This is a genomic window from Amycolatopsis sp. NPDC104775 (genome assembly GCF_055583325.1).
On the sequence record NZ_JBVJOE010000008.1, the window covers coordinates 16,990 to 31,340 of the forward strand.

The following is a 14,351-nucleotide window of genomic DNA, read 5'->3' on the forward strand; positions in this document are numbered from 1 at the left end:
AACGCAGAGAGATTCTTCTGCGGAGAGAGGCTGTACCCCAATGCTGAGCTGCCGACGAGAATGATATTAAGTGGATCGACGTCGAGGTCGTCTGCTAATGCCACCTTCCATTCTATATATCCGGTCCGATCGGAGAAAAGCCACGGAACTCGGTCCAGGAGATGGTGGTTGACGAATACTTCTGGCAGAAGTGTTTCTATGGCAGTCTGCACTTCCTCGGCGTTGGCAGGGTGCTGACGGAGCGTGCGGTCGAGTTTCGTTTTCAGGGAGGAAATCGATGACTGCCCTGCTGAATCGGATGCAAGTACACCTATTCCTTTGTCAGCTTGCATGGCACATCCTCAATAAGGGTAACCGAATGCGGCGGACTGTCCGCGTTGTGGTTTCCTCGGGACAGTCCGCACCTGACTCAGTGTGGCTTCGGAAAGGTGTTTGCATCCCAGGGCTGGTTTGCTGGAGGAACGCGAACTAGCTTAATTTCTTGCTTGGTCCGCCACTTGTTCCAGTTTTGGATGACCAAGCCGATCACGATATTGCGTTTTACGCGCCGGTACTTGTCGCTGCGCATCCGAAGGAGTTGGTTTCGCAGTAGTAGCGAAGCATCTTTCGGATAGTCTGCCACGCCGTTGATGAGGCAACTCATGTAGCGCAGCGCATCTTCCCGATCAACTCGAGTAAAAAGCCATAAAAGAAAAGAGAAATGATTGCGAGCCATTACTGCATTGATCAGTGTTGAATCAAAGGTTCTGACTAGATCTGGCAGGGCAATAACGTCGGGATTTTCTTGGAGGTAAGCATTGGCTTCGTCTGCGTCGATTTGCCGCAGGGCTTGATGGGAGATCCAGCCATTTTCATTCCACTCGAAAATGAGGCGCATGATCATGCTTAGTGGCCCACTGTTCGGGTGCAAATACGCGACTCGCAATTGGTCACCTAGTGACCTGTTGCGCCCAGTGTCGATCGTGGCTATGGCCTGGCGTGGCACGTTACGTGCGACATAGGTCTCGATTGTCATGCCGGAGAGGGCAATCGCAGCCAGCCTATGCTGGCCGTCGATGAGACCGCCTTCCTCGTCAAACTTCACCGTTTCTCCGTTGAGAAGAAAACGGTTCTGCTCTATCAATCCCGCGTAGCGCTTCACGCGTTTGGGGGAAATGGTCCGGTTGGTGGGCCTGTCGTCCAGCCAGGCCTGGGCCATGGCGGGCGTGACCTGGATAATTTCGGCTCGCTGCCGTGAGCCCCCTCCTGGGGCCCCTTCTGTCTCTTGCGTCACAGCTGAAGTATGCCCGAGCGTTAGGACGAAGGAACGGCTGGTGGATCAATACGGAGAGTTATAACCGCAGGTGAGAGCCCTGGCGACGGTTGCGACTGCGCTCGTCCCGTTGTTGTGAAGGTCTATTTTCACTCGTCTAGGTGGACCTGCGACTCATCAGCGTTTCGCCCGCCACCCCAGCCCCAGCACCGCCTGGACCAGTTCCTGATAACTCGGCTTGACCTCTTCCAAATACCGATCCAAATACTGCGGCCGAGCCGTGCTCACCGGCTGCGGATCGTCCAGAATCTCCACAAAACTCAGCCGCGACACATTGTGCAGTGCCATTTTCCACCACCGGTTGGCGCGCTCCCGGGTCTTCTCCTCGCGATCCTGCGCGGCAGCGACCGCCGCGTGCGCGTCAGCCAGTTGGCGTTCGATTTCGTCTGCCCGGGCCAGTTCCCACGCGCGCAGGCTGTCCGCCGAACCCCGGGCCAGGCCGACGATTTCCTTGTAGCGCATGGCGGGGCTGGTGGCTCCCTCAGTCACGGCGTGCCTCCCGCGGTCGGCTCGGTTTCTGGGCGCTGGAACGGGATGATGACTTCCGGTGCCCCGTGCGTGGTGCGGTCGAAGAACAAGGCCCGGCCCGGGCGCGGTGACCAGTGCACGACCTGGCCCGCGGCGAACGGCGACAGGTCGTTGCCCTGGACGTCCAGTGCGGCCCAGGTGCCGATGTCGTCCGTGCCGCCGAAGCCGAGAGTGTCCTTGAGTCGTGCGACGCTGCGCCACCAGCCGATGGTGTGCACGCCGTGCGAAGGGCCGTTTTTCAGCAGCGTGCGCAGATGGTCTAGGCCGCTTTTCAGCTGTCCGACGGCTTTGGCTTCCAGCGACGGCAGCGCGGCGTCGACGCCGTACAGCATCAGAATGCGGGGCATCGTCGTGGCGAGTGATTCGGCGATGGACTCCAGTTCCGTCGAAAGATTGTCCGTCAGCGTGGCGAGATGTCCCTCGGCGACTAGCCGGTCCTTGAGATCCAGGACGGCCGACGAGCTCGCTTCGATCGGACAGTGGAGCAGGAACTCGACCTCGCCTTCCTTGAGCTGCTTGGCAAGCGAGCGAGCCGCGGAGTCCATAATGGACAAAGCCTCCGCGGTCGCCCCGCCGAGCACGGCGACGTTACGGCCGGGCACCCGGGGCAGTTCGACGCCGCAGGCGGCCTCGGTGACATCGATCGACTGGCCGACGATCGCGCGCGGCTGGGGGCTCGGCTTGAGTTCCATGAACGCCGGGAACTGTTCCAGCACCGGCGAATGCGCGCCGTCGAACAAGCGGGGCCGGGCGAACCGGCCAGCGTAGAGTTCCCACAGTTTCTGCTGCAGGTTCACGAAAACGTTGCGAGTGCTCGCGTCCGGCACGTGCGCGAGCTGGTTGCCGTGCGCGACACCGGAATCGTGGTTGATCACCGCGTGCCACTTGGGGGCGGAAACGGCCGCGTTGTTCGTCTCGGCGAGTACTCGGCGCGCCTTGGGCATCGCGATCCGCAGGGTGCACTGCTCGAAGACCGCGGGCTTGCCCCAGAAAGCTTCGATGCCCGCGACGTCTTGGCTGGCCAGGACGAGGTGAATGCCCTGCGAACGGCCGCGGCGCGCGATGTCTTCCAGCAGTTGCGTCGCTTGCGCGGTCACCTGGTCGCGTCCGGCGAAGAGGTACTGGAATTCGTCGATCACCGCGACGATTCTCGGCCAGTGGCCGCCCGGGTCCTGCTCGCGCAGGTCGGCCAGGTTGGTGACCTCGTGCTCCTTGGCCGCGGCGGAACGGCGGCGCAATTCGTCGGCGAGGAAGCGCAGCAGCGCCAACCCGAATTCGCGGTCGGTGTTGACGTTGACGCCGACCAGTTTCGCGTGCGGCAGCCAGCTGGAGTCCTTGCGGCCGGGAGCGAGACCGGCGAACGAGACGCCTTCCTTGAAGTCCAGCAGGTACAGCGCCAGCTCGTCCGGCGGGTAGCGGGCGGCGAGGCTGCCCAGCAACGCGTAGAGGAAGTTCGTTTTCCCCGAACCGCTCGGACCGCCGATGAGCGCGTGCGGGCTCGCGTCGCCGATCACCACCTCGACGGCTTCGCCCTCGTGGAACCCGATCGGCGCGCGCAGCTCCCGCGCGGAACTCTCCTGCCCGATCTCAGCGGGCATCAGGTCGGCGAACGAACGCGGACCGCCCTGTTTGGCGATCAGCGCTTCGGCGATGCGGTTCGCCGCGCGGATAACCTGCCCGGACGGCATCGGCGGGTCCAGGTCCACGACCAGGTCGGTGCCGGTCATGCTGCTGACCGCGCGGCGTTCGTCGAGCAGGCTGAGGGTTTCGATGGACGCGCTCACCGCGGTGGGCACGTCCACCAGGATCAGGCAGATCCCGGCCGCCAGCGCGCCGCTGGCCACGCGTTTGAGGTCGCGCGCGCGTTCCGCGTCGAGGGTTTCGCCGTTGCCGTACAGCACCGCGATCCGGTACGGCTCCAAGCGCTGGTTGGTGGCTTTTCTCAGTTCCCGCAACGAGGTGTGGCCAGCCTGCATGCCGGTGGCGTGGATCCGGCGGATGTGCCCGGCGAGTTCGTCGAGCAGATCCTCCAGCCGCGTCGGGTCGTACAGCGACAGCGCGCTCGTTCGGCTGAGCGGGTACAGGTCCGGCAGGATCGCGGTGAGCTGCCCGACGTCCCACAAGTGGATTTTCACCGCGCCGGGCTCGAACGCCGACAGCACTCGCATCAGCAGGCCCTGCACGATCCCGTCCACCACCGGCCGCGTTTTCGGCGCGGACGTGATGGCCAGGTGCGATTCGTCCAGCAACGGCACCGCGACGTCGAACGTGCGCGCGATGTCCCGCCCGGCCGCGGTGGCCGAACCGACCCGCCACAGCCCGGGAGCGGTGACTCCGGGATTCGTGCCGACGCGCCCGAGCCATTCGCTCGGCGGCCGTCCGGCCGGGCCCGGCGCGTGCGCGGCGACGAGGTCGCGCAGCTCGCCGGGACCGGCGCTCCAGTCGGTGTAGAAGGCGGCGCGGGTCCCGCCGAGCGCGGCGAACACCTCGTGCGCCGCCGGATGCCGGGCCCACTCCGTCTGCTGCTCCGGCGTGGCGTGGTCCATGCCGACCCGGACGATCTCCTGTTCCAGGGCCAGCCGCGCCACCTCGGCCTCGGCCATTTCGCGCGCGCCGGCCGCTGCCCCGAGCACGAGCCCGATCTGGTGCCGGACCCGGTCGAGGGCGGTTTGCACACGGTTGCGTTGCTCGGCTGCCTTGCTGGCCATCTCATCCCTACAGGCGTGACTGGTATCCGCCCACTAAATCGTCGGCGGCGGCTAAACGGGTGAGGAGATGCTCGAGCGCCTCGTCGGCCTGCGCGAATTGCCCCGGCAGCCACGGATCTGCCTTGGCCTGCGCGTCGACGAGTGCGCGCCGCGCGTCGCCGAGCAGGATCCTCGCCCGCTCGGCGTGCGCCCGTCCGTCGCCGACTCCCGCTCGCGCGGAAGTGAGCAACTGGTGGATTTCGGCGAGCCCCGACATCGGCGTTAAAGCCGTGCCGAGTAGGAATCAGCCGACGAGATCCCGGCCTGGATCGTGGTCTGCATGCCGGTGATCCCTTGCAGCGCCTCGGCGAGCAGGCTGTGCGCCTGGTTCACCTCGTGCTGGCTGCTGCCCTGGGTGGCTTGGGACAGCGACAGCTGTGCTTCTTCAAGTGCCTGCGCTGCCTGCTGCAGCGCGGCGATGCTCGCGGTCGCCTTCTCGTTCGCGAGCGCGATACCAGCGCGGATCTCTTCCACTCCGGCCATGGGGGCGGACTCCTCGGTACGTCAGGGGCTGGAACGACCACGTACAAACTTAGCGTGATCAAGTGTTTTCGGTAAGTAAGTGGGAACGGGAGAATCGACAAAGCCCCGGACGCGATCGGCAGTCCGGGGCCTGTCAGGCGTTGGCTTCACGGGTGCGCACGCGGGATCCGCGACCCGCGTTTTCGGTCTCTGACCTGCGGGTTTTCGAGCTGCGCGCGACGGCCAACGCCTAGGTCAAAACGGTATTCGTGACACCGGCGAACCTCTCCGGACAGCGGCGATCAAGTCTGCGGCGAAGCCTAGCGGGTAGGACCGTTCGGCCGATCCCAGCCCCTGCCGCGGTTGCGGACAGCGACGGGCGGACCCCCGGGTCAGCGCGCGCCGGCCGGATTCGGATCGTCGCCGAGGTAGGTGCCATAGCCCTCGACGACGAGCGGGCCGTCGAAGACCAGGACCTCGTTGACCAGCCCGCCCTTCTGGTTGCGGTAGTTGATGACGAGCGCGTCCAGCCCGACGTAGACGCCGAGCACCTCGAAGCGGAGATCGGGAATCCGGCGCAGCCCCTCGGCCCAGTACGCGCGCAGCGCCTCCTTGCCGCGGATCACGCCGTCGCCGCCGATGACCTGGATCGCTACCGGGGACCGGAACATCACGTCGTCGGCGAAGTGGGTCAGCAGTGCGTCGAGATCGTGGGCGTTCCAAGCTTTTGCCCAGTGGTCGGCGAATTCGCGAGCGGTGCTGTGGTCCATGGAGGAAGTCTGCCAGCGTCCGAGGGGTGGGATTGTGCGCCGTCAGGGGATTCTCTGGCGCGCCAAATTGGCCGCGATCCCGTTTAGGACACCGGAAAGCCCGGACGCGAACAGTTCGTCGAGGTCCCGCGGATCGGCCATCGCCCGTATCGCGCTCCCGAGCCGCGGGTAGGCGTCGAAACTCGGACGGTGCCTCGGTGCGAGGGGAATCGCGCTGCTGGGCAGCATCGGCGCGGCGGTCTACCGTTCGGCGATGCCCTCGGATTCCGGGAAACCTTGGAGGCGGCGGCGAAACTCCCGCACGGAGACGCGCTGCGCGAGGCGGCCTTCGGAACGGAAACCGCGAGTCGCGGCGGCTTTGCTGATCGCGCACTCGGTGAAACGACGAAGGTCCCGTCCGCACTGCGGACGGGACCTTCGTGGTTACTGCGGCGGAGGATACAGGATTCGAACCTGCGAGGGCGTGAACCCAACACGCTTTCCAAGCGTGCGCCTTAGGCCGCTCGGCCAATCCTCCGTGGGGAAGAATACCGGATGCCCCTCACGCCCTCCGCAGGTGGTCCGACCTGCGCGGATCGGCTCAGGCCGGGATGACGTCGGCGACCACGATGGTGATGTTGTCCGGGCCGCCGCCCTCGTTGGCCAGCGCGATGAGCCTCGGGACGATTTCCTCGGGGGTGCCCTGGGAGAGGACGTCCTGGATGGCCGGTTCGCTGGCGCCCGCGGTGAGGCCGTCGGAGCAGAGCAGGTAGCGGTCGCCTGCTTGCGGAGTGAATTCCCAGACGTCGGGTTCGGCCGAGCCGGTGCTCAGGAGTGCCTTCATCAGCATCGAGCCGCGCGGGTGGTCGTCGGCGTCGGCGGCGCTGATGGTGCCGTCTTCGACCAGGGCTTGGGCCAGGGTGTGGTCGCGCGTGATGCGTTGCAGTTCGCCGTCGCGCAGGAGGTAGCCGCGGGAGTCGCCGACGTGGGCCGCGGCGAAGTGGGTGCCGTCGAAGAGCAGGGTGGTGAGCGTGGTGCCCATGCCGTGCGTCGCGGGGGTTTCCTCGGCCACCTGGGCGAGCTGTTCGGCGACCCGGCGGACGCCGTCGGAGAGCAGGTTCGACAGGTTGTGCGCGGTGAGGTCGAGGGTGCGCAGTTCCGCGTCCAGCGACGCCAGCACGCTGACGGCGGTCGAGCTAGCCACTTCGCCGTGCGGCTGGCCGCCGATGCCGTCGGCCACCACGAGCAGTCGCCCGCTGGCGTACACGGAGTCCTCGTTGTTGGGGCGTCGTCGCCCTTGGTCCGAGCCCGCGGAGTACCGCAGGGTGAACCGGGTCTGCTCGGTGGCCATGCCCCCATGAAACCATTGGTTGACTGAGTTAACAAGCAAAACGATGGAAACCGCTGTCGTCGGCTATCGTGCTCGGCATGGCAGACGACGCGGCGGTGAGTGCGGCCGACATCGCGCGCCTGGCGGGCGTGCGCCGGGCGGCGGTGAGCAACTGGCGGCGGCGCCACGACGATTTTCCCAAGCCGGTAGGCGGCACGGCATCCAGCCCGTTGTTTTCGCTTCCGGAGGTGCAGGCGTGGCTGCGCGGCCGCGGTCGTCCGTTCGAGCTGACGCCGATCGACGAAGCGTGGCAACGGCTGCGTGCGCTCGGCGACGACCTCGACCTTGGCGCACGGCTGGCCGCGGTCGGCGAGTATCTCGCTGGCGATGCCGAGGGACCCGGCGACCCGGAACTGGTGGCGTTGATCTCCCAGCTCGCCTTGACCGAAGGCGCGGCGGAGACGTTCGAGCAGCTCTGCGACCGGTTCTTCGAGGCGCACGCCCGTCGGCTTTCCACCACGCCGACCGCGTACGCCGACCTGATGGTGCGGCTGACCGGCGCGAAGGGGGCCACCGTGCTGGACCCGGCGTGCGGGTTCGGTTCGCTGCTGCTGGCCGCCTCGGCGACCCAGGCGCGGGGGCAGGACGTCGACCCCGACACCGCGCGGATCGCTGGCATCCGGCTGCGGCTGCACGGCGCGGACGCCGAGGTGCACGCCGCGGATGCGTTGCGCGCGGACGCTTTCGCCGGTCGGCTGGCTGACGTCGTGCTGTGCGATCCGCCGTTCAACGAGCGCGGCTGGGGGCACGAGGAACTCGTCGGCGACGCACGCTGGGAGTACGGCTTGCCGCCGCGTGGCGAGTCGGAGCTGGCGTGGGTGCAGCACTGTCTGGCGCACGTGAAACCTGGTGGCGCGGTGGCGGTGTTGATGCCGGGAGCCGCCGCTGGACGGCGGAGCGGCAAGCGCATCCGGGCCAATCTGCTGCGTGCGGGTGCATTGCGCGCGGTGTGCACGATCGCGGCCGGTACCGATCTGTGGCTGCTCACGCGACCGGAGCCGGAGCAGCGCGCGCCGGCGACGGTGCTGATCGCCGACACCACCGCGGCTGAGGTCGAGAAGGTGTGGCAGGCCTTTCTGGCCGATCCAGACATCGGTGAACGCATCATCGACGTGCTCGACGACGACGTCGATCTCACCCCGTCGAGCCGACCTGGCGGAAGCGATTCGGGTGCGGCTTTCCTTGCCGCGCAACAGCTTTTCGGGAAGATCGGCATCGAGCTGCCCGCGCTGGAACCGGCTTCCGGCGAACTGGTGCACACGACCGTCGGCGAGCTGGTGAAGGCGGGCGCGCTGCGGATCACGCACGCGCCCCCGCGTACCGCCGACGGCGACGAACCCGTGCTGACCACTGACGATGTCTTGCTCGGCGGCCCGCCGACCGGGCACGCCGCGCCCGATCCGGCGGCGGTGTTCGCGCAGGAGGGCGATGTGGTCGCGTCGGTCACCGGCGCGGTGATCGTCCACAGTGGAGCACCGGTGCGGCTCGGGCCCGCGCTTTCCCGCTATCGCGTGGATCCGGAGCTGCTCGACGCGCAGTTCCTCGCCGGATGCCTGCGCGCCGCGGACTTCCCGGTGCACAGCGCGTCGACCCGGATCGACGCGCGCCGGCTCAAGGTGCCGCGGCATCCGCTCGAAACGCAGCGTGCCTACGGCGTCGCGTTCCGCGCGCTCGCGGACTTCGACCGGGCATTGCGGCAAACCGCGGAAATCGGCCGCGACCTGGTGCGGCTAGGCTTTGCCGCACTCGCCGAAGGACGGCTGAAGCCCGGTGGCGGGTGAGCGCTGTGAGGGGGCCCATGCTCATCGCGGACCGCTACGAGGTCGACGACCTGCCGCTGGGACGTGGCGGCATGGGCGCGGTGCACCGCGGGCTCGACCGGCGGCTCGGCCGGCAGGTCGCGATCAAACTGCTGCGGCTCCCCGGCGGCGACGAAGAACTGGAAGAACGCTTCGCCCGCGAAGCGCGGATCCTCGCCACGCTCGACCATCCCGGCGCGCCCACGCTGTACGACTTCGGTACCCATGACGACCGCTTGTTCCAGGTCATGCAGTTCGTCGAGGGCGTGACACTGGACGATCTGCTCGCCGAGCACGGTCCGCTGCCGGTGCCGTGGGCGGCGGCGATCGCGGCGCAAGCGGCCGCGGTGCTGTCGGCGGCGCACGCTCGCGCGGTCTGTCACCGTGACCTCAAACCGGCCAACCTGATGCTCTGCCCGGACGGCAGTGTGAAGGTGATGGACTTCGGGCTCGCTGTGTTGCGCGAAGCCGACACTGCTCGCTTCACGCGTGCGGGACAGCTGCTGGGTACACCGTCGTACATGGCTCCCGAGCAGATCCAGCGTGGACACGCGGAGCCGCGAAGCGACCTGTACGCGCTCGGTTGCGTACTGCACGAGATGCTCACTGGCCGTCCGGTCTTCACTGGACCGACGGCGTACGCCGTGTTCGACAAGCAGGTGAAGGAACCTGCGCCAGTCGTTCCCGGCGTACCTCGGGAGCTAAACGCGCTTCTCGCTGCGACGCTCGCGAAGGATCCTTCGATGCGACCGTCTGGCGCGGAAGTGCTGTACGCGCATCTCGTGCCTTTCGCGCGGGACTTGCCGCCGTTGCCGGGATTCCTGCACCCGGCGACCGTGCTGAGTCCTTCGCGGATGTACGCGCGCATGGTGGGGCTTAGCGGCCAGCGTTGATTTGCGTCGGCGTCTGCTCCGAGAGCGGCAGGCCGAGCTTCTGGATGCGGTGGTAGGTGTAGGCGTTCTGTACGCCGATGCTGATGCCGATCGTGAGCATGATCGTCGAAGACGTCACGGTGTTGCTGACACCGAGCGCGGCTCCGAGGAACGAGAAGCCGACGCGTACGCCGATGGTGGCGAACCACAGCACCAACGTGAGCGGAGTGCCCTTCACGAACGTCGTGCCTTCGCGAGCACTGAGGACCGACGAGGAGCTGCGCGCGACGCCGAGCAGACCGAGGACCACGACGTCACCAGCGAGCAGCGCGTATTCGGTCGCGGTCGCGCTTTGCAGCGCAGTGGCGGCGGAGAACACGCCGATCGCGGTCAGGATGAACGGCAGCGTGAGCAAACGCTTGCGGCTGAGCAGCGTGCCGCGCCACTGCCGGTAGACGACCCGGTAGAGGACGAGCGCGGCGATCGCGACGTAGAGAACGATGGTGAGCGGGCCGAGGTTCACGGTGCTCCTTCGGTGCGATGGTCGGCTTCGCCCGGCCGGCGGCGGGTGCCGGGAGGCTGCCCGGCGTGCTTCCAGCCTCGCCGGAACCGGTGCGGTTTTCGTCGGCGCACGGGCTGGGGCCGGGTGGATTCGCGGATCAACCCGAGGGTGGAGAAGCCGGATCGTGACCATTGCCGGGCAACCGCATCGGGGGGATGGTCGTCTATTCGGGTGATACGGGTCCTGCTGATGGTGACCCGACCGAACGCGGGGGTACCGGATCGTGAAGAGGGTTCTGGTGGGGATGGCGGCGCTGGCCGCGGCTTTCGGGCTCGTGGCGTGCTCCGGCGGCACGGCCGGGTCGGCTTCCGGCGGAGGCGGTGCGGTGCCCGTGGCGGCGAGCGTGCCCACCTCGTCTTCCAGCGCGCCGGCCAGCAGTTCTGCCCCGGCGACCAGCAGCAGCCCGGAGAGCACCAGCGCGAAGCCGACTCCGAAGCCCACCCCGAAGCCCGCGCCCAAGCCGAAGGCGGACCCGGAGGAGGACACCGCCGACGTCCCGTGCGCGGCGGCCGCCGCCGCTTCGGGCACCAGCGCCTGCGTGGACATTTCCGCGCACCAGGCCTGGCTGCTGCAGGACGGCAAGGTGGTTTACGGCCCCGTCTCGATGCTGCCCGGACGTAAGGGGCACGCGACCCCGACCGGCACGTTCCACGTGCTGTCCAAGGAGAAGCTGCACCTGAGCAAGGAGTTCGACAACGCGCCGATGGCGAACTCGGTCTTCTTCTACCCGGGCGACGCGTTCCACACCGGCAGCCTGAAGGTGTACTCGCACGGCTGCATCCACCTGTCGGCGTCGTCGTCGCTGCGGTTCTTCAACACCCTGCACATCGGCGACGTGGTCCAGGTCGTGGCCTGACCCAGAGTGTCACGGTCGAATAAATATCACCCGATTGAGGCAACTCTCTCCCCCTTTTGAGCGATTACCGAACGCTCAGAAAGGGGGCCTGGATGGCCTGGCGCACGCTCCGTTCCCTGCTCGCGGCCGCACTCGCGGTCGTCGCCGTTCCCGCCGCGATCACCGCGGCCGCCCCGGCGGCAGCAGCCGACACCCCGGCGCTGCCGCCGGGGTTCGTCGTGCGGGACCTGCCCACCGGGCTCGGGCAGTACGAGTTCACCGACTTCGCCTGGCTGCCTGATGACAGCGTGCTGGCGCTCGGCAAGTCCGGGGTCGTCAACTGGGTCCCGGCCGCGGGCGGCGGCGCCCCGCAACGGATCGCGACGTTCCCGGTCGAGACTCAGGGCGACATGGGCCTCACGAGCATCGCGCTCGCGCCGGACTACGCCTCCTCGCATCAGATCTACCTCAACCGCTCGGTGTCGCTGGGCAACGGCCAGTACACGCTGCGCGCCGCCAAGTTCACCGTGCAGCTCGACGGCGCGGGCCATCCGTCCGGACTGACCGGTGAGAAGGTGATTTTCGACCTCCCCGGCAGCCCGTATTACATCCACGGCCTCGACACGGTTTACCCCGCTCCGGACGGCACGCTCTGGTACTCCGTCGGCGACAACGGCGACGCGGGCAAGACCAACCCGATCGCTTTCGCCGCACAGGACCTCGGTTCGCCGTTCGGCAAGATCTTGCATCTCACCGCGGACGGCAAGGGCGTGCCGGGCAATCCGTACTACAACGCCGCCGCGCCGGACTCCGCTCGGAGCAAGGTGTTCGCGAGCGGATTCCGCAACCCGTTCCGGTTCAGCCTCGATCCGAAAAGCGGGCTGCCGGTGGTCGGCGACGTCGGCTGGTACACCTGGGAAGAACTGGACGTCGTGCAGCCGGGCGCGAACCTCGCTTGGCCTTGCTACGAAGGAAACCACCTGACGCCGGGCTATTCGGCTGACGCGCGTTGTGCTTCGGTGGTGAACACGCCACCGTTGTGGGATTACCAGCACGGGACTGATCCTTCGCAGGGCAACAGCGTCACGGGCGGGATCGTGTATGGGGGCACTACATATCCCGCCGCGTACCAGGGTGCTTACTTCTTCGGTGATTACGCGGGGCAGAAGATCTGGACGTTGCGGTATGACGCGCAGGGAAAGCTCACCCAGGCGCCCACGAGTCCCGCGCCATTCCAGAATGTCGGCGGGGTGACCCGGATTTCCGCCGCGCCCAACGGGGACATCGTCTTCACTGACCTCAACTCCGGCGTCCTGCGGCGATTGAGTTACTCGACGAACAACGCACCTCCGGTGGCCAAGGCAACGTCGACGACAGATCCGGATACTCGCACGGTTTCCTTTGACGCCAGCGGTTCCACTGACGCGGACGGTGATCAGCTCACGTATTCCTGGGACTTCGGGGACGGCAGCACTGGTACCGGTGTTCAGGCCAGCCATCAGTATGGGGACGGTGCGTCGTTTACCGCGACGTTGACTGTCTCGGATCCGCTCGGGGCCACCGGCACCGCGAAGGTCGCTGTCGCACCGGGAAATCACTCGCCAGTCCTGACTTTGTCCGCGCCGGACAAGACTTTCGCCGTCGGTGAGCCGGTTTCGTTGTCCGCCACCGCGACTGACGTCGAGGATGGCGGTCTGCCGGTCACCTGGACATCGTTGATTCGGCATTGTCCGGATCTTGGCGCTTGCCATGTGCATCCCGGCGACGGAGCGACCGGGCCGACTCTGACGGTGCCGTTTACGGATCACACCGACTCTCGGATGGAATTCACCGCGACTGTCACGGATAGCGCGGGAGTTCAGGCCAGTAAGACGTATGTCGCGTATCCGCGCCAGCATCGATTGACGTTGGTGGGGACGCAGCCGGCCGCGTTGAGCATCCCGAGCGAGGGCGGCGTCAGCAGCGCGATGGTCACCGAGGGTGCGAAGTTTGACGTTACAGCGGCGTTGGTGGGCACCGACGGGGCTTCGAAGTTCACCGGTTGGCAGGGCGGCCCGGCTAGCTCTTCGTGGTCGATCACCGTCGGCGCTGGTGACATGACGCTGACTGCCAACTACGTGACGGCGATCGATCAGCGATACGCGGCTGAGCCCGGATTGCGGAGTTTGCTGGGTGCCGCGAGCGGGCCTGAGGTTGTCGACGGACCGGTGCGGTATCGGGTTTACGCGAATGGCCGGTTGTATTGGTCCGCGGCTATCGGGGTGCATGAGATCGGCGGGCAGATTCTTGCTCGGTATCTCGCGATGGGCGGACATCAGGTTTACGGGCCGCCAGTGACCGATGAGAGCCGGACGCCGGATGGCGTGGGACGGTACAACCATCTGCTTGGCACGCCGGGCAGTCAGGCCGCTTCGATTTACTGGACGTCTTCTACCGGGGCGCATTCCGTTCAGGGGCAGATTCGGGCCAAGTGGGCTGCTCTCGGGTGGGAGCGCGGGGTCGGGTATCCGACTACCGACGAGTCCGGTACTCCAGACGGGGTTGGCCGGTACAACCACTTTACTGGCGGATCGGTTTATTGGACGCCGACCGGTGGTGCGCATCAGATCGGCGGGGCTATTCGGGATAAATGGGCTTCGCTGGGCTGGGAGCGGGGGCTCGGATACCCGACTACGGATGAATCCGCGACGCCGGATGGAGTGGGCCGGTACAACCACTTCACCGCGGGCGGGTCTATCTACTGGACGCCGTCTACGGGGGCGCATCAGATCAGCGGGGCGCTTCGGGACAAGTGGGCCTCATTGGGCTGGGAACGGGGATTCGGCTACCCGGCAACCGACGAATCGGTTACTCCTAACGGGATCGCCCGGTACATCCACTTCACCGGTGGCGGGTCGATCTACTGGAGCTCGGGCACCGGGGCGCATATGGTGCAGGGGGAGATTCGCAAGCGGTGGGCCGCGCTTGGCTGGGAGCGAGGGTATCTGGGGTTGCCTACTTCGGATGAGTATCCGGTCAGCGGCGGCGCTCGCAGTGATTTCCAGGGCGGGTACATTATTTACCGAAACGGTGCTGCGACGGGTTATCGGTGGTGA

12 protein-coding genes and 1 tRNA gene are annotated in these 14,351 nt (G+C 66.8%); 4 read left to right on the plus strand and 9 right to left on the minus strand.

Annotation, left to right across the window (positions count from 1 at the left end):
• Positions 1-409 precede the first annotated feature (409 nt).
• The 8 genes from ACZ63D_RS30610 to ACZ63D_RS30645 all read right to left on the minus strand — a co-directional run bounded on the left by ACZ63D_RS30610 (position 410) and on the right by ACZ63D_RS30645 (position 7,149).
• Positions 410-1,273 carry a hypothetical protein gene (locus ACZ63D_RS30610; protein ID WP_465357838.1) on the minus strand — a complete coding sequence of 288 codons (864 nt, stop codon included), beginning with the start codon at positions 1,271-1,273 and terminating at the stop codon, positions 410-412.
• 156 nt (positions 1,274-1,429) lie between these two features.
• On the minus strand, positions 1,430-1,801 hold the full coding sequence (locus tag ACZ63D_RS30615) for a hypothetical protein (RefSeq protein WP_465357839.1): 372 nt from the start codon (positions 1,799-1,801) through the stop codon (positions 1,430-1,432).
• A complete protein-coding gene (locus ACZ63D_RS30620) occupies positions 1,798-4,548 on the minus strand; it encodes an FtsK/SpoIIIE domain-containing protein (protein WP_465357840.1) in 2,751 nt (916 codons plus the stop codon). Before ACZ63D_RS30620 ends, ACZ63D_RS30615 begins: the two co-directional genes overlap by 4 nt.
• 7 nt (positions 4,549-4,555) lie before the next feature.
• Positions 4,556-4,804, minus strand: coding sequence for a hypothetical protein (locus ACZ63D_RS30625; protein ID WP_465357841.1), 249 nt, complete (start codon positions 4,802-4,804; stop codon positions 4,556-4,558).
• 5 nt (positions 4,805-4,809) lie between these two features.
• Positions 4,810-5,070: a hypothetical protein gene (locus ACZ63D_RS30630; protein WP_465357842.1), complete on the minus strand. Its 261-nt coding sequence runs from the start codon at positions 5,068-5,070 to the stop codon at positions 4,810-4,812.
• Positions 5,071-5,441: 371 nt separating this feature from the next.
• Entirely contained in the window at positions 5,442-5,819 is a 378-nt protein-coding gene (locus tag ACZ63D_RS30635) for a nuclear transport factor 2 family protein (protein WP_465357843.1), read from the minus strand.
• Positions 5,820-6,251: 432 nt separating this feature from the next.
• Positions 6,252-6,336 (minus strand) — tRNA-Ser (locus tag ACZ63D_RS30640).
• A 63-nt stretch (positions 6,337-6,399) separates the two neighbouring features.
• A complete protein-coding gene (locus ACZ63D_RS30645; protein WP_465357844.1) occupies positions 6,400-7,149 on the minus strand; it encodes a PP2C family protein-serine/threonine phosphatase in 750 nt (249 codons plus the stop codon).
• Positions 7,150-7,226: 77 nt separating this feature from the next.
• On the opposite strand from ACZ63D_RS30645, the gene ACZ63D_RS30650 reads away from it, so the two are divergent.
• The gene (locus ACZ63D_RS30650) at positions 7,227-8,969 is read left to right on the plus strand and encodes an HsdM family class I SAM-dependent methyltransferase (protein WP_465357845.1); all 1,743 of its coding nucleotides are present in this window, start codon (positions 7,227-7,229) and stop codon (positions 8,967-8,969) included.
• A gap of 17 nt (positions 8,970-8,986) precedes the next feature.
• Positions 8,987-9,880, plus strand: coding sequence for a serine/threonine-protein kinase (locus ACZ63D_RS30655; protein ID WP_465357846.1), 894 nt, complete (start codon positions 8,987-8,989; stop codon positions 9,878-9,880).
• On the opposite strand, the gene ACZ63D_RS30660 is transcribed toward ACZ63D_RS30655, so the two are convergent.
• Positions 9,864-10,382 (minus strand): hypothetical protein, encoded by a 519-nt coding sequence (locus ACZ63D_RS30660; RefSeq protein ID WP_465357847.1) that lies wholly within the window; start codon positions 10,380-10,382, stop codon positions 9,864-9,866. The genes ACZ63D_RS30655 and ACZ63D_RS30660 overlap by 17 nt on opposite strands.
• 262 nt (positions 10,383-10,644) lie before the next feature.
• Here ACZ63D_RS30660 and ACZ63D_RS30665 point away from each other — a divergent pair, with 262 nt between their 5' ends.
• The gene (locus tag ACZ63D_RS30665; RefSeq protein WP_465357848.1) at positions 10,645-11,277 is read left to right on the plus strand and encodes a L,D-transpeptidase; all 633 of its coding nucleotides are present in this window, start codon (positions 10,645-10,647) and stop codon (positions 11,275-11,277) included.
• A 92-nt stretch (positions 11,278-11,369) separates the two neighbouring features.
• Positions 11,370-14,351 carry a PQQ-dependent sugar dehydrogenase gene (locus ACZ63D_RS30670; protein ID WP_465357849.1) on the plus strand — a complete coding sequence of 994 codons (2,982 nt, stop codon included), beginning with the start codon at positions 11,370-11,372 and terminating at the stop codon, positions 14,349-14,351.